The following is a 17587-nucleotide window of genomic DNA, read 5'->3' on the forward strand; positions in this document are numbered from 1 at the left end:
CCTTCAGGTCTCGATGCCGCGGTTCACGCACAGGAGCTGATCGCGCGTTCCCGAGGGATGGCGGTAGGTGATGATGCGCGGGCGCATCCACGTGTGGACGCCGTCGGACTGCCGGTACTGCCCCCAGCCCTGACCGTCGAAGGTCGTCCACCAGAGGGTCTGATCCTTCCCGCCACCGCGCGCGACGAGGTACAGCGTGTCCTGGAACACGGTGAGCGACGGACTGGACTGGGAGTAGGCGTGGCCCCCGCGGATCTGCTGGTAGGTCGTCCAGGTGTTTCCGTCATACGTCATCCACCAGATCGACTGATCTTTGCCGGAGCCTCGGGCCAGCAGGTGCAGCTTGCCCTGGAAGACCACGAGCGACGGACTGCAGATGGACGAGGCCCGATCTCCATGGATCTGCTGGTAGCGGCTCCAGCCGTGGCCGTCGAAGGTCGTCCACCAGAGGGATGAGTCCGAGCCGGAGCCGCGCGCGACGAGATGCAGCTTGCCCTGGAACTCCACGAGCGCCGGGCCACACTGGGACGTGGCATGTCCCCCGAGGATCTGCTGGTAGCCGCTCCAGCCGTGTCCATCGAAGGTCGACCACCAGAAGGTCTGATCGTTCCCGCCACCGCGCGCGACGAGGTGCAGCTTGCCCTGGTAGGCCGCGAGGCCCGGGGCATCCGCGGAAAAGACAGAACCGCCCACCTGCTCATAGGTGGACCATTCGCCATCGAAGGTCATCCACCAGAGGTGGCTGTCGCTGCCGCCGCCTCGGGCGACGCAGAACAGCTTGTCCTGGAAGACCGCCAGCTCGGCGCCATACTCCGCGTAGACATGACTCAACTTCTGCTCGGGTCCCCATGCACCGCTGCTGGGGTCGAACGCGGACCACCGCAGCTGGGAGTCGTCGACATGGCCCCCGGTCTCCGGGAGCGGCACGAGCAGGGTCGGCATGATCCAGGGCGAGACCAGCCGGACGCCCAGTCCGTTTTGATCCTCGGCCTTGATGATGAGGTTGCGCGCCTTGAGGTAGTACTTGATGAGGGACGCGCAGGGCCCCAACTCCGAGCCCAGCACCTTCACCAGGTAGCCCTCCCACTTGTCGATCTGCTCGAGCAGCTGGGTCGCCGCTTCGTTGAGGTGCAGGGTGAAGCCCCACCAGTGCGTCTCCAGTCGGACGTTCACATCGGCGATCGAGAACGGATTCCAGGACTGCTGTTCCATCTGTGATTCCTCGGGGCTGGGATGGGTGTCGCGACGTGCGGGAGGACCCACAGCAAATCCCGTTCCCAGCAGGCCCAGGCCCATTTTCCTCTCGGAGGGGCCTCGCCTGACGTGTCCGTCCTCCCGTTGGCGCGTCAGGACCCTCCGCTGACAGGGCAGGGCGGAAACATCATCCGCCCGATAAGCGGTTCCCATTCGCCTCGCGTGAAGGCGCCCCCACTCTCCGACAACCGCCTTGCAATTGCCACCGTGTTGCATTTAATCCCCGTGATGGGACGGGGGGCCGCGGGTGGTCGCGGTTCATTCGGAGCGAGGAGCGCATGTCCGACATCGTGAATACCGGCGGGCTCGAGGCCCTTGGGCTCGAGCACCGCTATGGCTCGAAGACCGTTCTTCGGGGGTTGAACTTCACCGTGGAGCCTGGGCGGATCTACGCCCTGCTGGGCGGCAACGGCGCGGGCAAGTCGACGACGCTCGGCATCTTCCTGGGCCTGGTGCGACCGACGGCGGGACAGGCCCGGGTGTGTGGCCAGGACGTGGCGGCGGATCCCCAGGCCGCGCGCTCGCGCCTGGCCTACGTGCCGGAGAACGTGGCCCTCTACGAGCACCTCAGCGCGCGGGAGAACCTCGACTATTTCCTGACCGTCGCGGGGAGTGAGCAGCGCGCGCCGTCGGACATCGACGCGGCGCTGGAGGCGGTGGGCCTGGTGCACGAGGCCTGGGGCAAGCGCGTGGGCGGGTTCTCCAAGGGCATGCGCCAGAAGGTGGCCATCGCGCTGGCCATTGCCCGGCGGGTGCCCGTGCTCCTCTTGGACGAGCCGACCTCGGGCCTGGATCCCCGGGCGACCGGGGACTTCAACCGGCTTTTGGACACGGCGCGCGCGCGCGGGGTCGCCACCCTGATGGTGACGCACGACCTGCTGAGCGCCGCGGAGATCGCCGACCGGATCGGCTTCCTGGCCCAGGGCAGGCTCGAGGAGGAGTTGGCCGCCACCGGCGCGGAGCGCTTCGACGTCCGGGCCTTGCATCAGCGCTACGCGCGGGCAGGGGAGGCCGCATGAGCGCCCACCGCACGAAGGTGCTCCGAGTCGCCGCCGAGGAGCTGCGGGCCCTGGCGCGCAACCGCGTGGCGATGATCGCCAGCGTCACGCTCGCGGCCCTGTTGGTGACCTCCGCCCTCCTGGGCGTGGAGCAGCGCGATGCCACGCGGGCGGCCCGGGCCCGCTACCAGGCCACGGCGGACGAGGCGTTCGACGCCCAGCCGGACCGACACCCGCACCGGATGGTGCACTACGGGCAGTTCGTCTTCCGGCCCCTCTCGGCCCTGGCCTTCTTCGATCCGGGAGTGGATGGCTTCACCGGCAACACGGTGTTCCTGGAAGGGCACCGGCAGAACAGCGCCAACTTCAGCGAGGCGCGGCAGTCCTCGCTGCTGTTGCGGTTTGGTCAGCTGACGCCGGCCTTCGTGCTGCAGACCCTGGCGCCGCTGCTCATCGTCTTCCTCGCCTTCGGGGCCGTCGCCCGCGAGCGCGAGCAGGGGACCTTGCGGCTCCTGCTGGCCCAGGGCTTGCGCCCGTCCGAGCTCGCCCTGGGCAAGCTGGGGGCCCATGCCGGGGTGGTGGCCGCGATCGCCGCGCCGGCGCTCCTGGTGCTGACGGCCGCGGGGCTCGCGGGCTGGGTGCCCCCCATGCCCAGCCTGCTGCTGGTGTCCGGCTATCTCCTCTACCTGTCCATCTGGGCGGTGGGGGCCCTGCTCGTGTCGCTGCGGGTCCGGCGCGCCCGGGACGCGATGATCGTCCTGGTGGCGGCCTGGATGGGCGTGGTCATCCTCGCGCCCCGGCTCCTTCCCGAGCTCGCGGTGGCACGCGTCCCCACGCCCACGCGCATCGAGACGGACGTGGCCATTCATCAGGAACTCAAGCGGCTCGGCGACAGCCACGATCCGGACGACCCCTACTTCTCCGAGTTCAAGGCGAAGACCCTCGCCCACTATGGCGTCGACTCGGTGGAGGCGCTTCCCGTCCAGTGGGCGGGCCTGGTCGCCATGGAGGGCGAGCGCATGACGAGCGGACTGTTCGATCGCCATGCGCGGGACGCCTTCGCCCGCGAGGCCGAGCAGAACCAGCTCGTGCGCCGGTTCGGGGTGCTCAGCCCGCTCATCGCCGTGCGCCAGCTCTCCATGAGTCTGGCCGCCACCGACACCGAGAGCCACCAGGACTTCCTGGAGCAGGTGGAGCGGCACCGCTACGCCTTCGTCCAGGCGCTCAACCTCCTGCAGGTGACGAAGATCCCCAACCAGAACGCCGGCGCGGACCCTCGGATCGCCGCCGAGCATTGGAAGACACTGCCCGGCTTCACCTACCGGCCACCGGACGTGCTCCAGCTCGCGGGCGACCGCATCCAGGCCAGTCTCCTGGTGCTGGTCTGCTGGCTCGTGGCGCTGCTCGTCGGTTGTGGCCTCGCGGCCCGGCGTCTGGAGGAGGCCTCGCGATGAGCACCTGGACCGTGGAACTCCGATTGTTGCTCCGGGCGCCGTTGAGCGTGGGCGCGCTGCTGTTGCTGCTGCTGCTCACGGCCCTGTCCGTGGCGGCCGGCCTCGCGGCGACCGCCCGGCAGGCCGCCATCATCGAGCGGGTGGAAGCCACGCAGGGGCAGGACCTGGACGCGGTGACCCGGGAGTACGGCAAGCCCGAGGGAGACGCGGGCTCCGCCGCCTATTACACCTTCCACCTCACCACGGATCCTCCATCGCCCCTGGCCTTCGCGGCGATGGGCCAGCGGGATGTGCAGCCCTATGTCCTGCGGGTGCGGCTGCTGGGCTTGCAGTCCCAACTCTACGAGTCCGAGACCTTGAACCCGGAGCTCGCGCTCCCCGGCGCGTTCGACTTCGCCTTCGTGCTCATCTACCTGGCGCCCCTGGTCATCATCGCCCTGATGCACGAGCTGGTGTCAGGCGAGCGCGAGGCGGGGCGGCTGCGGCTCCTGGTCTCCCTGCCGGGCTCGGGCCTCGGGGTCTGGGGACGCCGCGGCCTGCTGCGCTCCCTGCTGGTCCTGGGCGCCTTGCTCGTCCCGTTCGGGGTGGGCGCGGTGATCGCCCGGGCCCCGGTGGCGGGCACCCTGACCATCGCCCTGGCGACGGCGCTCTACGCGGCGTTCTGGTCGGCGCTGTCGCTCTGGGTCTCCGCGCGAGGCCGCGGCTCGGCGGCCAACGGCGCGGCGCTGATGGCCTGTTGGATCGCGCTGACCCTGCTGGCGCCCGCGCTGGCCAACGCCGTCATCTCCCGCGCCCTCCCCGTGGCCCAAGGCGTCGACCTGACCCTGGCCCAGCGCGAGCGGGTGCACCGGGCCTGGGACATTCCCAAGGAGGAGACCTTCCGGCCCTTCTTCGTCAAGCATCCGGAGTGGCGCGACACGCCGCCGGTGCTCGGGCGCTTCCATTGGAAGTGGTACTACGCCATGCACGAGGTGGGGGATGACGGGGTCGCCGCCGAGGTGGCGGACTACCGCCAGAGCCTGACGGCGCGCGAGGCATGGGCCGCCCGGCTCGGCTGGGTGCTCCCGGCGGCCGCCGTGCAGACGTTCCTCCACCGGGCCGCGGACAGCGACCTGCGGGCGCAGCTGGCCTACCAGCGGGGCATCGAGGCGTTCCATACCCGGCTGCGCGCTTTCTATTACCCGTACCTGTTCCACGAGCGGCCGTTCCAACGGGCCGACTTCGAGCAGCTGCCCCGCTACGAACCCCGGCCGTCGAGCGCCTCCCTGCCACTCGCGCCGATGCTCGGGTTGCTGGTGCTGGCGGCGCTCGCCTGCGGTGCCGCCATTCGAGGGGTCCGCGCGCTGTCCTCGTTCGCGGCTCGGGAAGGGCAGTGACCCTCAATCGTAGCAGGCGGGGGCCAGGGGCCGGGCGTGCACCTCGTCCGGGTCATGCAGCAGGACGAGCTCTCCCCCCGAGGCGTCGCGGATCGCCTTGAGCTTGCGGATCGAGGCAATCCCCAGCGCGGGGTCCTCGCACTCGCCCGGGGCAATCTCCCGCTCGAAGTTCTCGCGCAGGTCTCCCGCGTCGGCCACGAGGATCTTCGTGCCACTCCGGGGCAACTCGACGACGAGGGACTGGTGCCCCGGCATGTGGCCGAGCGTCAGCACGCCGCGCACGCCGGGCATCAGCTCCCAGTCCCCGTCCACCAGCCGCCAGTCGCGGTCCGGCAGCCGGAAGTCCTCATCGAACACCGCCGGGTTGCCGTGGGGACCCATGGCGTAGGCGTACTCCCGGCGCTGGATGTGGATGCTCGCCCGGGGGAAGTACTTGAGGTGGCCCGTGTGGTCGTAGTGCACGTGGCTGAGGATCACCGCGTGGATGTCCTCGGGCTGGACCCCCAGCCGGGCCAGCTGGGGCAGCAGCTCGTGCTCGGGCAGGATGACGGGCGGGGCGACCCAGCCAGGACCCTGGAACCGCTGGCGGCGGAGGGGATCCTTCAGCGCCGCCGGATCCGCGCCCGTGTCGAAGAGCACCCAGCCGTGCGCCGTGTCCAGGAGGTACGCGCACACGGGCTCGCACAGGATGACGGTGGGATCCGCGCCTCGGAGGGACACGGAGCGGGGGAGGATCTCATAGCCACAGCGGAGGATGAACAGGCGGCGCACGGCGCTCATGGTCCGCCGAGTGTCACCGGGACGCGGCCCGGATGCAGCCGGAGGCGCCGCTCCTTCGCGCTCAAGCGAACAGTCGGGGCCCGCGCGCGTGTACCCGGGTCCAGGTTCACGGCGGGGACACTTGGCCCATCATGGGTGGCCGTGGTTGACGGGCGCGGAGAGTCGGGGTGAGCACATGTTGTCCTTTGGGAAGACGGACCTGCTGCGGATGCAGCGCACGAACTACTTCATCGGCGCGGGGGGCCTGGTGTTGGGGTTGGTGTTGCACTGCGCGGTGCTGGGCGCGTGGTCCGTGAACCTCATCCTCCTCCAGTCCGCGTGGGTCCTGATCTTCGTGTTGATGGGGATCGGCCTGGGCGCGGACCGGCTGTCCCTGAAATGGACGGGCACCGCCGCCGCGGCCCTCGCGTTCCTGGGGCTCACGGGCTTCATCCTGCTGAGCGGCGGCGCCAACAGTCCCTACTTCCACATCCTCATCGCCCTGCCTTTCCTCCAGGCCGTGTACTCGCCGGACAGCCGCCTGCCCGCGGTGGTGGGCGGGGTCAGCTCGCTGCTGGCCATCCTCCTCTTCAACGCGTGGGGCGGCGTCCCCCTGCCCAAGCAGATCCTCACGGTGACGAGCTTCTGCATCTTCCTGGGCCTGGCGCTCTACGGCACCCGCATGTACCGGCACATCCTCCACTCGCATGTCGCGGCCCATCAGGAGCGACTCCGGGCGCTCGAACGGCTCGCGGAGAGCGAGCGGCTGCGCGGCGAGGCCGAGAGAGCGCGCGCGGAGGTGGAGCGGCTGGTGCTCGTGGGACAGCTGGCCGCCGGGGTGGCGCACGAGGTGAACAACCCCCTGGCCTATGTGAAGGCCAACCTGAGCTACCTGCAGCGCGAGACGCGCGGCGGCGGAGGGACGCTCGGGCGCGAGGAGCTCCAGGAGATGCTCGACGAGACCCAGCAGGGCGTGCTGCGCATCCAGCAGATCGTCGAGGACCTGCGGGGCTTCTCGCGCGCCGGCACGTCTCCGGAGGAGCGGGGGGGACTGCCGGAGGCCTTGTCCGAGGCGACCCGGCTGGCGGCGATGCGGCTGCACGGCGGCGAGGTGGTGCTGGAGCTGCCGTCGGGCCTCCCCATGGTCCGGCTGGGCCAGCGGCACATGGTGCAGGTGCTGCTCAACCTGCTGATCAACGCCGGGGACGCGGTGGAATCGGCGCGGCCCGTGCGGCGACCGCGCATCCAGGTGCGGGTCCGGCGCGAGGAGGGCGGCGTGCGCGTGCAGGTGGAGGACAACGGGCCGGGCATCCCCGAGGCGGTGCTGCCCCACCTCTTCGAGCCCTTCTTCACCACCAAGCCCCCGGGCAAGGGCACGGGCCTGGGCCTGGCGCTGTGCCGGGAGTACGTGGCGCGGGTGGGGGGCACGCTCCAGGCGGAGAATCATCCGGGCGGCGCGCGCTTCGTGCTCCTCTTGCCCGAGGCCCCCGGGCTGCCCGTGCCCGTGCGGATGCCCCGGGACGAGCCCTGGCTCACCAGGTGAGCACGTAGGTACAGGCCTCGGCGCCCCGGGAGCGACAGCCCTCCGGCGCGTGCACGATCCGCAACTGGAAGGCGCTGCTCCGGGGCGGCAGGCGGGCGTGGAAGCCATCCAGCAAGCCCTGATCGAACTCGCACGGATAGGGATTGTCGCTGCGCAGCCGACCGCTGTTCTTCTTCAAGGGCTGATAGTGATAGCCCCCGATGTCGCCCTCGCCCCGGTGGTTCCTGCGGTAGGCGTCATTGAGCAGGGGAAGGATCTGCTCGAACGTGTCCACCTGCGGAGGGAGGATGGCCATGCGCGGCACCTGCGAGCCAAAGGCCCTCAGGGTATGGGTGCCGATGCGCTCGCGGATGTCCTCCAGGCTCCGGATGATGGCCTCGAGCGGGTACCAGCGCCGGGAGCTGTCGGACTCCAATTCGATGCCGTGCGAGGCGAGGATGCGTTGCACCTCGCCATTGAGGACGTTGTACGTCCCGAGCAGCGACTGGATGTTGAGGCTCAAAACCTCGACCGCCGAGGCGCGGATTCCACGGCCCATCATGTGTCACCCCTCGGGAAACCGACCCCGGAAGTCAACCATGTGGAGGGGGAGGGCTCAAGTTGGTCGCCCGGGGATATCCCTGAATCTTCCGGTCTTTACAAGAAAATAACGTTAATTCTGTTTTCCGGCTTAGGCCCGTCTCCGTCGAGCCTCCCGAACGTCAGTGGGGCAGCAGGTCGCGGATCTCCACCACGTACCGGGACGCGCACTCCGCGCCCCCGCGCTCCTGCGTGGAGCCCCTCTCACAGCGATTGAGCAGGTGGATGAGCGGGTGCTCGCAGGACAGCGCGGTGAGGCCCAGGGTGGCCAGCTCCGCGCGGGCGGACTTCGCGGCGGCCTCGAGCCGCTGGAACTCCTCGGGGTGCATCTGCCGGAAGGTGGCCTCGGTGGAGGGTTTGCCGTCCGGCCGGGTCAGGCCCCCGCGCCGCTGCCTGTCCACGAGGATGGGAATCAGGCACACCTCCAGGGAACGTGCCGCGCGCACGGCCTCGCGTCCCCCGGGGGGATCCGTCCGGGGCGACGGTCCCGTCCAGCTCACCCGGCATCGGTCCAGCAGGATGTCTTCACCCTGGGCGCCCCGGGCGAGCCCCTGCAGCGCCACGAGCTGGCCTTGCACGAGCCGACCCACGGCCACCGACTGGGCCGCGTCCGCCTGACACGCCACCGTGCGGGAGGCGTGGCGCGTCTCGAGGGACACGGTCAAGAGCCCGCCGGCGTCGCGGATGTCCTTCACCAGGCCGACCACCTCCAGCTCCTTGCCGGTGGCGTCGAAGGAGGCGAGCAGGGCATCCGGTGAGGCGCGGACCAGCTCCATCGAGGCGGGTGCCTCCTTCTTGCAACCGACCCCCCCCAGCACCACCGCCACCAGCACCCACCACGCACGCGTCACGCCGACCTCCCTCACGAATGAATGGGCGACACCCTAGCGGAAGTAGCTCTGGGAGATGTCGACCGAATAGCCCAGCTCGAGCGTGGGGGCGGACGCCGCCACGAGGTACTGGCGAAAGCGCAGCACCTTGCCGGGCAGGGGCATGTCGGAGGAGGACTCGTCCGGGGCCGACTCCTCGACGGGCTCCATGCTGCCGCCCTCGCGCCGGTAGTTGAAGACGGACGGGAAGTGCGCCCGCGCCTGGAGCCGCGCCACCGGCCACGACACCCGGGGCAGCGCCAGGTTCAACCGTCCCGACAAGTGGAACACCCCCAGGTCCCGCGTGAGCACCACCTCCAGGGTGGCCTCCGTCTCCCCCACGCGCGTGGGCGCCACCCGCACCCGCAGTCGGCCGTCCTGGGGCTCACCGGGCGCCAGGGGCACCGCGTCCAGGAGCAGCCGCTCCAGGTGGTAGCCCTCGGGCAGGGTCAGCTCCAGCGGCTGCTCGCGATCCAGACGCAGCGCGTAGCGCACCCGCAGGCTCGCCTTGCCCTCCAGCGTGGACACCCAGGTGGCCCGGGCCTCGGGGATGCTCGGCTCCAGCGGCGGGCGCACCGCCTGCCGGGCCACCTTGGGCTCCGCGGCCGTGCGCCACGCCACGCGCAGCGCGCCCTGGCGCGGGTACACCTCGGCGCCCTCGCTCCCGCCCAGCGGCGGCTCCGTCACCGTGAAGGCCGAGGCGTCCGCCTCCAGCCGCAAGGGAACGGGGGGCAGGTGGGGTCCGAAGCGCAGCTGCACCTGGCGCTCGGCGCCCGTGGCCGGAGGCCGCAGGGTGAAGCCCACGTCGAAGGCATAGCGGCCGGGCTCGCGCGTCACCAGGCTCAGGTACCCGCCCAGCGGGGCCACCGTGGCCTTGTCCAGCGAGGGCAGGGCGGTGAGGTACGTGTCCGGGTCCAGTTGGAGCAGGCGCACCTCGGTCCAGGTGTCCCCGGCGAGCACCTCCACCTCGAAGTGGCCCTCCACCCGGAGGGCGTCCCCGGACAGCCGGCCCTTGAGCTGGCTCTTCACCACCAGGGCGGCGACGGGGGGCGGGGTGGGGGCGTCGGTGCGCTGCTGCTGCTGCTCGTGCAGGGCCAACAGGTCGGAGAGGGGCAGGGTCACCGAGCCCGTGCCGGAGGCGGCGGCGGGCGCGGCGGACAGGACGGTACCGAGCACGAGGGAGGAGAGGGCGGTCCACATGGGTCACTTCGCTTCCGGAGCGGCGAGGGGGAGATCCGACAGGAGGGCGCGCACCTCGGCGCGGGTGGACAGCACCATCAGGCCGAGCAGCGCGGCGAGCAGCTCCAGGGTGTAGATGAGGCCGGTATAGCCCTGGAGGAGGACGGCGGCGGTGGGCACGCCCAGCGTGGCGGCCCAGGCGGCGGCCAGGCGCCAGACGCGCTCCTGGGGATAGAGGCGCCAGACGTAGAGCACCCCCGCGGCGCCCATGCCCCCGAGCGATACGGCATAGGCCACGTAGAAGTTCATGAAGGCCGCGAGGTAGGCGAGCAGCACGAAGAAGAAGCCGAAGGCGGCGGCCACGAGCCAGGACTCGTAGAAGGCGAGCGGCCGGCGGTGGTGCAGGCTGAAGGCGGCCAGCAGCGCCAGGAGGCACAGGAAGGGCACCCAGGCGCGGCCCGCCATGGTGGCGATGAGGGCGTCATAGGCCTCCACCGAGGGCAGGATGACGCCCAGGTTCACCCCCGACTCCAGGGACTGGAAGGCCCAGTCGAGCACCACCGTGCCCTCGCCGCTCTTCACCTCGCTCGCGGCGAGCACCTGGGCCGGGTAGTCGTACGTCTCGCCGCCCTGCACGGCCACGTGCAGCCGCACGTCGCGCGCGGGCAGGGCCGGGTCCAGCTTGTAGAGGAACGAGTCGAGTCCGCGGGCGCGGTAGCGGATGGAGAAGTGGCGCGTGGTCCCCTGGGGGATGCGGCCCGTCCACACGAGCCGGTTGCCGGCCTCGCCCAGGTCCAACGCCGACTCGGCGCCATCCACCAGGAAGGCCAGCTCCGACAGGAGCACCTGGGACTTGTCCACCTCGATGGGGAAGATGAAGGCCACGTCGATGTCATGGCCCTCGCGGTTGACGGCGGCGTAGTCGGCCGAGAGCGCGAAGTCGAAGCCGGAGAAGTAGCGCAGGCCCCGCTTGCGGTAGTTCATCTCCGCGCGCACCTGCACGTGCTGCTGCTCGAAGGGCAGGGGCTTGAGCTCGGTGAACAGGGTGCCGCTCTGCACGTAGCGCAGCGAGGGCGCGGGCTGCACCACGGGCGCGCCCCAGCGCTCGCGCACGTCGCTGGCGAGCTCCGAGCTGGCGAAGTCCGCCCGGTCCACCACCTGGCTGGCGATGACCGCGGTGGCGAAGACGACGATGGCGAGGCTGCCCAGGACATGGTGACGCCCGAGTCCCCGGAGCGTCCGCTTGAGCGGAGACGGGGCGGCACGGGGCGGAAGCGGTGGGTCGAGGTTCATGGGCCCACAGTGGACCCGCGCCGTGCACGGCGGATGGCGCCCCCGTGCAGCCCCCGGGGATTGTTCGTGCAGAATCCGTGGAGGCGCCCCCGTGTTTCTGCCGGTAGACTGCGCCCGCCGTCCCTCTTGCTTGGAGCCATCCCATGAAGCGTCTCGTCCTCGCCGTCGCCGCCGTCCTGTCCCTGGGTTTCGTGGGGGTGTCCGTGTCCGCCCAGGCCGGTGACTGCACGCCGACCTGCTACAAGCACCCCATCACCGGCCAGCTGATGTGCTCGACGCCCTGCCCGTGAGCTGACGCGGCACTTCACGCGCCATGGGCTCGCCGCGGGCACCCCCCATCGTCGATCACCCCGTCGCCTACCTCTCGGACGTGGAGGGGCTCTGGGAGAAGCTCGCGAGCTTCTGCCAGGGCAACCCCCACGTGTCGCTCGAGGCGGGTGACCGGCTCGTGGTGCGTCCGGGCTCCACGTTCGTGTTCGGCGGCGATGCCGTGGACCGGGGCCCGGACGGCCGGCGGGTGCTGCGCGTGCTCGTGGACGCCTGGCGCCGTCAGCCCGGCCAGGTGGTGCTGCTCGCGGGCAACCGCGACATCAACAAGCTGCGGCTCGGCCGGGAGCTCACCGGCCACCCCCTGGCCCGCACGCCGGCGGAGGTGCGCGACGGGCCCCGGCCCGCGCTCTTGCGCTGGATCTTCGCCAACACCATGGGCGCCCAGGGCGCCTTCGAGTTCCGCCATCAGGAGCTGGCTCGGGAAGACGCCTCCGTGAGCGAGGAGGCCGTGGTGGACAGCTTCCTCGAGGACGTGGCCCCGGGCGGACCGATGCGCGACTACCTCGCCGCGGCCCGGCTCGTGCACCGCATCGGCGCCACGCTGTTCCTGCACGGCGGCCTGCACGAGGACAGCCTCGGGTACGTGCCCACGCACGTGGGCCGCGTGGAGGGCGTGGACGCCTGGGGCGAGGCCCTCAACCGCTGGTACCAGTCCCAGGTGCGCGACTTCGTGGAGGGTCGGCTGGAGGCGGACGGGACGCCCGCGTGGGAGCCCCTCATCGCCTACCAGGCCCCCGTGCCCCGCACGCGCGTCAACACCGCCAGCGTGGTGTACGGGCGCATGGCCGATGCCATCAACCACCCCGGGCTGCCGTCCCCCGGACTCATCGCCACCCTGGCCCGCGAGGGCCTCCACCGGCTGGTGGTGGGGCACACGCCCAGCGGGGACTGTCCCTCGCTGCTGCGCGAGGACGACTTCGAGCTCCTTCTCGGGGACAACTCCTACGGCCGGGTGAAGGGCGCCTCGCGCATCTTCCTGCGCGACGACAGCGTGTGCGTGCAGGGCGAGGTGGTGCTGGACGATGGCCGCCGCGAGCGCCAGGACTTCCAGCACCCGCGGGGGGACGACGGCTCGCCCCTGGGCCGGCAGCTCCAGGACTCCGGCCAGCTGGTGAAGGGGCCCCTGGCGAGCGGCGAGTGGCTGCTGTTCCGGGCGCTTCCAGGCTACAAAGTGGAGCAGGTGGCCGTGGCGCGCGCGTCCCTGGAGGGCCGCGCCCGGGTGTCGCCCCGCGCCCTGGATTGAAGCCCCTCGGCGGCGGACCGCCTCCCGTGGCATGGTGCGCCGCGCCATGTACCGTCCGTGCGTGCTCTTCCTCTTCTTGTCGTGGTGCTCTCCGGCCCGGGCCCAGCCGCCGGAGCTGCCGCTGACCGGCTTCCGGGATCGGGTGATGCTCCTGTGGGGCGGGGGCCGCACGCGCGAGGAGGCGGAGACGTTTGTCACGGCCTACCGGGAGCGCGCGACGGACTGGGCGCGGGTGCTGGAGCTGGCGCCGGGCTACCCGCGCGTCTTCGAGGGCGCGGAGGTGCCGGGCCTGCGCCCCGGAGCCTTCTTCGTGGCGCTGGGCGTGTGCGAGGCGCGTGAGGGCGCGCGGCTGGCCCAGGTCTTCCAGGCGCTCGAGCCCCTGAGCACGACCCGGAGCGTCCTGTGGGAGGAGGGGAGCGCCTCGCCGTGTCCCGCGTTCCTGCCGGGCTGGTCCTTCGGCAAGAGCACCCGGGCGCGCGGGGCGGGCGGCACCCTGGCCGCCGCGAGCTTCGACTTCACGGAGGAAGGCAAGCCCCCGACGTGGCTGCTCGTGGTGGCCCTGCTCACCAAGGGGAACGCGGAGAGCACCGTGATCGAGCCCCCCGAGGACGACGTGGCCTCGACGGTGAAGCGCCTGGGGACGGCCCGGGGCGAGGTGGTGCTGGAGGAGCGCGTGGTGGACACGTGCGAGGACGGCACGCGGGTGGAGACCGAGACGCGCACCTGGAAGGTGGCCGCGCGCCAGGGCGAGCTCGTGACGCGGCAGGAGAAGAAGCCGCTGCGGCACGTGCCCTGTGCCCCGGGCGCGGAGGCGAGTGGAGGCGGCTAGCGGCCCATGGCCGAGGACATCGTGCCCGCCCACTGCCAGGGCGCGGCGCGGTCTCCCGGCAGCGAGTTGAAGTACTCCCAGCTCGCCACGCCGCCGAAGTCCTGGGAGCCGCCCACGAGCGCGCGCACGGTGTTCTGCGCCGTGGTGATGTCCACGTAGCCCGAGCCGCCGTTCCCGGGGTTGCTCAGCATGCCGGCCACCACCTTCTGGGCGGGGATGACACGGCGGTTGATGATGGACTGGTAGTTGGCGGTGGAACCCATGTAGCCCCAGCCATTGTAGAACTGGGCGTTGAACCACGAGATCTGCCCGCCCACGTTCCGGTAGAGCTGCTCGTAGTTGAAGCCAGAGAGGTTGCCGCCGCCGTAGAGCGCGGTGGCCACCGGGGCGAGCGTGATGACGAAGTCGTCACCGAAGTCGGCGCGCAAGGCGCGGATGACGCGCTCCATGCCGGCCAGCGACATGTACTCCTCGACGTCCAGGTCCACGCCATCCAGCCGGTACGTGGTGATGATGTTCTTGAGGAGGGGGTAGTAGGTGGTGAACTCGGTGTCCAGGCGCTTGTAGCTGCCCTGCGCCGCGCCGCCCACCATGCCGAGCACCCGCACGCCGCGCGACTGCATCGTCCGCAGGTCCGCCCACATCTGGGTGAACTTGGACGCACTCGGCGGATCGTCGTTGAGGTGGACGAGGGTGGGGGAGTTGAGGTGGATGGCGGCGACGATGACGTCGGTGACGCGGGTGTTGTTGTTCGTCAGCCCGAGCGGCGACACGTACACGCCATTGGCGTACTGCGTCTGGTAGTAGACGACGGTGCGGCGGCTGTTGACCGGGCGCACGTTGGCGGTCCACTTCTGGGCGGCGCTGCCATTGCAGGTCCACAGCTGGAGCGGGGTGCCGCTCGCGCTGTTGCCGCCGGACACATCCAGGCACTTGTTGGCCTGGGGGTTCACCAGATCATTGGCGCCGGTGTGCAGCCACTGCTGGGCGGCGCTGCCATTGCAGTCCCACAGCTGGATGACGGTGCCATCCGCGGTGCCCGAGTTGGACACGTCCAGGCACTTGCCGAAGGAGCGGACCGTCCCGTCGGCCTGGAAGGCCCAGTTCTGGGCGGCGCTGCCGTTGCAGTCCCAGAGCTGGATGCGGGTGCCGCTCGCGGTGTTGCCGCCGGACACATCCAGGCACTTGCCGGCGAGGCCCTTCACCGGAGAGGTGACGTTGGGGGCCGCGAGGGCCGAGGTGGCGAGGGACATGGCGGAGACGGCGAGCGCCGTGGCCAGGGACGTGACGAACCGTGGAGTCATGGCGGAGGAAGAGGCGGAGCCAGGTTTTTTCGGGTTTTCTCGGAATTGAAGGCCGGGTCCTCCGGCGCGCAACCGGGAATGACACGGGCGGATGCGTACGTTCGTCCCTATGATATGGACGAGCGTACGCATGAACGACACACCGGAGAAACGAGGGGGGACGCGTCGGTACGATCCCGAGCGCCGCGATCGCATCATCGACGCGGCCCTGGCGGTCATCGCCGAGGGAGGCGTCGCGGGCACCTCGCACCGCCGGGTCGCGGAGCGCGCCGGGGTGCCGCTCGGCTCGATGACCTACCACTTCACGAGCATGGACGAGCTCTTGCGCGAGGCGTTCACGCGCTTCGCCACGCGCATGAGCGCGCACTTCACCGCGCGCATCGCGGCGGCGGCGGACCTCGACGCGCTGGCCGAGACCGTCGTCCAGCTGGTGCACGAGGACCTGGCGGCCAGCCCGGAGGATCTCGTGATTTCCCTCGAGCTCTACACGCTCGCCGCGCGCCAGCCCGCCTTCCGGCAACTCACCCATGACTGGATGCGCCAGAGCCGCCAGGCGCTCGAGCGGCTCGTCGACGCCCGGACGGCATACGAACTCGATGCCCTCATCGAAGGCCTGTTCATCCACACGAGTCTCGACTCAATTCCCCGCAGCCGCGCCGTCACCCGCGACGCCGTGCGCCGCATCCTCTCGCTCTGAGCCTCTCCCCCATGACGACTGATTCTCCTGTTCCGACGCCGCGTCCGCCCCGGGCCGCGCGCCTCGCCGTCGCGGCCCTGTTCCTCACCAACGGCGCGATCTTCGCCAACCTGTTGCCGCGCTATCCGCAGATCAAGGCCGACCTCGGGCTCGGCAACGCCGAGTATGGCCTCGCCGTCGCGGCGTTTCCGTTCGGCGCCCTGGTGGCCGGGCTCACCGCGGGGGCCCTCATCCGCCGCTTCCGCTCGTCGCGCGTCGCCGTGGCGGGCACGCTGCTCACGAGCGCGGGCGTGCTGCTCGCGGGACTGGCGCCCACCTGGGGCCTGCTCGCCGGGGCGCTCTTCTTCGCGGGCTGCATGGACGCCATCACCGACGTGGCGCAGAACTCGCACGGCCTGCGCGTGCAGCGGCTCTACGGCCGGTCCATCCTCAACGGGTTCCACGCCATCTGGAGTGTCGGCGCGGTGTGCGGGGGCCTCATGGGGGGCCTCGCCGCGAGCCTCCACCTGCCGCGCGGTGTGCACCTGGCCCTGTCGGCCGGGCTCTTCGCGCTCGTCGCGCTGACGGCGCTGCGCTCCACGCTGCCGGGCCCGGAGCCCGTCGAGTCCAGCGAGCGCGCCGAGCAAGGCGCTCGGACGGAGGGCTTTTCCGCGCGCCTCGGGCTCATGATCGCGGCGCTCGTGCTCATCGCCATCGGCGGCACGCTCGTCGAGGACGCGGGCTCCACCTGGGCGGCCGTCTATCTCTCCGGCACGCTCGGCACGAGTATCGCCGTCGCCTCGTTCGGCTACATCGCGCTCGTGGGCGCGCAGTTCGTCGGGCGGCTGCTCGGCGATGGCCTCGTCGACAGGTTCGGTCAGCGCGCGGTCGCCCGGACAGGCGGCGCGACCCTGGTGGTGGGCATGGGCTCGGCGCTGCTGTTCCCCTCGGTGCCGGGCACCCTCGTGGGCTTCGCGCTCGCGGGCTTCGGCGTCGCGACGCTGGTGCCCGCCGCGATGCACGGCGCCGACGAACTGCCGGGCCTGCGCGCCGGGACCGGACTCACCGTCGTCAGTTGGCTGATGCGCCTCGGGTTCCTGTTGTCTCCCCCGGTGGTCGGGCTCGTCGCCGACGCCGTGGGCTTGAGGGTGGGGCTGCTCGTGGTGCCCTTCGCGGGCCTGCTCGTGCTGTCGCTCGCGGGCGTGTTGTCCGCCACCCGGGCCTCCCCCCGGGCCTCCGGAAAGCGCGGGGATGGCGAGGATTGGAACGCGAAACTCGAGGAGGTGCGGTGATGCGGACGGAGAAGGAGAAGATGCTCGCGGGCGAGCTGTATTCCGCGGCGGACCCGGAGCTGGCGGCGGCACGGAGCCGCGCGCGCAAGCTGCTGCGCGACTACAACCAGACCACGGAGGACGAGCCGACGCGGCGCGAGGAGCTCCTCGCCCGGCTCCTGGGGGCCACGGGCACGGGCGTCTGGATCGAGCCCCCGTTCTTCTGTGACTACGGCGAGCACATCCGGCTGGGCGCGCGAGTCTTCATGAACACCCAGTGCGTGGTCCTCGACTGCCATCGGGTGACGCTGGGCGATGACGTGTTCCTGGGTCCCGGCGTGCACATCTACGGGGCCACGCACCCGTTGGATCCGGACGAGCGGATCAAGGGCCCCGAGCTGGGGCGGCCCGTCACCATTGGAAGCAAGGTCTGGATTGGGGGGGGCGCCATCATCTGCCCGGGCGTCACCATCGGGGAGGGCTCCACCATTGGCGCCGGCAGCGTGGTGGTGCGGGACATTCCCCCGTACGTCCTCGCCGCGGGAAACCCCTGCCGGGTCATCCGGAACCTGCGTTGAGTGTCCCTCGCTCCCCGTCATTCCAGGTGGAGCGGGACGCCCGGGGTGGTTA

General features: G+C 71.0%; 17 protein-coding genes. 10 read left to right on the forward strand and 7 right to left on the reverse strand.

The genetic code is table 11. The features are described from left to right. Positions 1–3: 3 nt before the first annotated feature. Complete coding sequence (locus tag I3V78_RS22040) at positions 4–1212, reverse strand: DUF8189 domain-containing protein (protein WP_204490426.1); 1209 nt, start codon at positions 1210–1212, stop codon at positions 4–6. Between the two features lie 320 nt (positions 1213–1532). Here I3V78_RS22040 and I3V78_RS22045 point away from each other — a divergent pair, with 320 nt between their 5' ends. From I3V78_RS22045 to I3V78_RS22055, 3 genes are read left to right on the forward strand one after another with little or no spacing between them, the layout of a single operon-like run. Further along, the gene (locus I3V78_RS22045; protein WP_204490427.1) at positions 1533–2273 is read left to right on the forward strand and encodes an ABC transporter ATP-binding protein; all 741 of its coding nucleotides are present in this window, start codon (positions 1533–1535) and stop codon (positions 2271–2273) included. Beyond that, a complete protein-coding gene (locus I3V78_RS22050) occupies positions 2270–3706 on the forward strand; it encodes an ABC transporter permease (protein ID WP_204490428.1) in 1437 nt (478 codons plus the stop codon). The genes I3V78_RS22045 and I3V78_RS22050 overlap by 4 nt, the downstream gene beginning before the upstream one ends. Further along, positions 3703–5082 (forward strand): ABC transporter permease, encoded by a 1380-nt coding sequence (locus I3V78_RS22055; RefSeq protein WP_204490429.1) that lies wholly within the window; start codon positions 3703–3705, stop codon positions 5080–5082. The genes I3V78_RS22050 and I3V78_RS22055 overlap by 4 nt, the downstream gene beginning before the upstream one ends. A 3-nt stretch (positions 5083–5085) precedes the next feature. Here I3V78_RS22055 and I3V78_RS22060 read toward each other — a convergent pair whose 3' ends face one another. Further along, positions 5086–5862, reverse strand: coding sequence for an N-acyl homoserine lactonase family protein (locus tag I3V78_RS22060; RefSeq protein ID WP_204490430.1), 777 nt, complete (start codon positions 5860–5862; stop codon positions 5086–5088). Positions 5863–6037: 175 nt separating this feature from the next. Here I3V78_RS22060 and I3V78_RS22065 point away from each other — a divergent pair, with 175 nt between their 5' ends. Continuing rightward, on the forward strand, positions 6038–7384 hold the full coding sequence (locus tag I3V78_RS22065) for a sensor histidine kinase (protein ID WP_204490431.1): 1347 nt from the start codon (positions 6038–6040) through the stop codon (positions 7382–7384). Here the strand turns inward: I3V78_RS22065 and I3V78_RS22070 are convergent. From I3V78_RS22070 to I3V78_RS22085, 4 genes are all read right to left on the reverse strand, one after another. Next, positions 7374–7925 carry a hypothetical protein gene (locus tag I3V78_RS22070; protein ID WP_239576521.1) on the reverse strand — a complete coding sequence of 184 codons (552 nt, stop codon included), beginning with the start codon at positions 7923–7925 and terminating at the stop codon, positions 7374–7376. The genes I3V78_RS22065 and I3V78_RS22070 overlap by 11 nt on opposite strands. A 160-nt stretch (positions 7926–8085) precedes the next feature. Next, positions 8086–8814 carry an OB-fold protein gene (locus I3V78_RS22075; RefSeq protein ID WP_204490432.1) on the reverse strand — a complete coding sequence of 243 codons (729 nt, stop codon included), beginning with the start codon at positions 8812–8814 and terminating at the stop codon, positions 8086–8088. Positions 8815–8847: 33 nt separating this feature from the next. Next, positions 8848–10032, reverse strand: coding sequence for a hypothetical protein (locus tag I3V78_RS22080; RefSeq protein WP_204490433.1), 1185 nt, complete (start codon positions 10030–10032; stop codon positions 8848–8850). A 3-nt stretch (positions 10033–10035) separates the two neighbouring features. Continuing rightward, on the reverse strand, positions 10036–11304 hold the full coding sequence (locus tag I3V78_RS22085) for a hypothetical protein (protein ID WP_204490434.1): 1269 nt from the start codon (positions 11302–11304) through the stop codon (positions 10036–10038). Positions 11305–11447: 143 nt separating this feature from the next. Between I3V78_RS22085 and I3V78_RS22090 the strand changes: the two genes are divergently transcribed. The 3 genes from I3V78_RS22090 to I3V78_RS22100 are packed head-to-tail and all read left to right on the forward strand — an operon-like array spanning position 11448 to position 13706. Continuing rightward, entirely contained in the window at positions 11448–11594 is a 147-nt protein-coding gene (locus I3V78_RS22090) for a hypothetical protein (RefSeq protein ID WP_204490435.1), read from the forward strand. Between the two features lie 23 nt (positions 11595–11617). Continuing rightward, positions 11618–12877, forward strand: a complete 1260-nt coding sequence (locus I3V78_RS22095; RefSeq protein ID WP_204490436.1) for a metallophosphoesterase family protein — start codon at positions 11618–11620, stop codon at positions 12875–12877. Positions 12878–12923: 46 nt separating this feature from the next. Next, the gene (locus tag I3V78_RS22100) at positions 12924–13706 is read left to right on the forward strand and encodes a hypothetical protein (RefSeq protein ID WP_204490437.1); all 783 of its coding nucleotides are present in this window, start codon (positions 12924–12926) and stop codon (positions 13704–13706) included. On the opposite strand, the gene I3V78_RS22105 is transcribed toward I3V78_RS22100, so the two are convergent. Continuing rightward, positions 13703–15010 (reverse strand): RICIN domain-containing protein, encoded by a 1308-nt coding sequence (locus I3V78_RS22105; protein ID WP_204490438.1) that lies wholly within the window; start codon positions 15008–15010, stop codon positions 13703–13705. The two genes, I3V78_RS22100 and I3V78_RS22105, sit on opposite strands and share 4 nt — an antisense overlap. Positions 15011–15140: 130 nt before the next feature. Between I3V78_RS22105 and I3V78_RS22110 the strand changes: the two genes are divergently transcribed. The 3 genes from I3V78_RS22110 to I3V78_RS22120 are packed head-to-tail and all read left to right on the forward strand — an operon-like array spanning position 15141 to position 17535. Next, positions 15141–15707 carry a TetR/AcrR family transcriptional regulator gene (locus tag I3V78_RS22110; protein ID WP_204490439.1) on the forward strand — a complete coding sequence of 189 codons (567 nt, stop codon included), beginning with the start codon at positions 15141–15143 and terminating at the stop codon, positions 15705–15707. Between the two features lie 11 nt (positions 15708–15718). Then, positions 15719–16978 carry an MFS transporter gene (locus tag I3V78_RS22115; RefSeq protein ID WP_204490440.1) on the forward strand — a complete coding sequence of 420 codons (1260 nt, stop codon included), beginning with the start codon at positions 15719–15721 and terminating at the stop codon, positions 16976–16978. Next, on the forward strand, positions 16978–17535 hold the full coding sequence (locus tag I3V78_RS22120) for a sugar O-acetyltransferase (RefSeq protein ID WP_204490441.1): 558 nt from the start codon (positions 16978–16980) through the stop codon (positions 17533–17535). The genes I3V78_RS22115 and I3V78_RS22120 overlap by 1 nt, the downstream gene beginning before the upstream one ends. Positions 17536–17587: the final 52 nt, after the last annotated feature.

It is taken from the genome of Archangium primigenium, assembly GCF_016904885.1.
Taxonomy (GTDB): domain Bacteria; phylum Myxococcota; class Myxococcia; order Myxococcales; family Myxococcaceae; genus Cystobacter; species Cystobacter primigenius.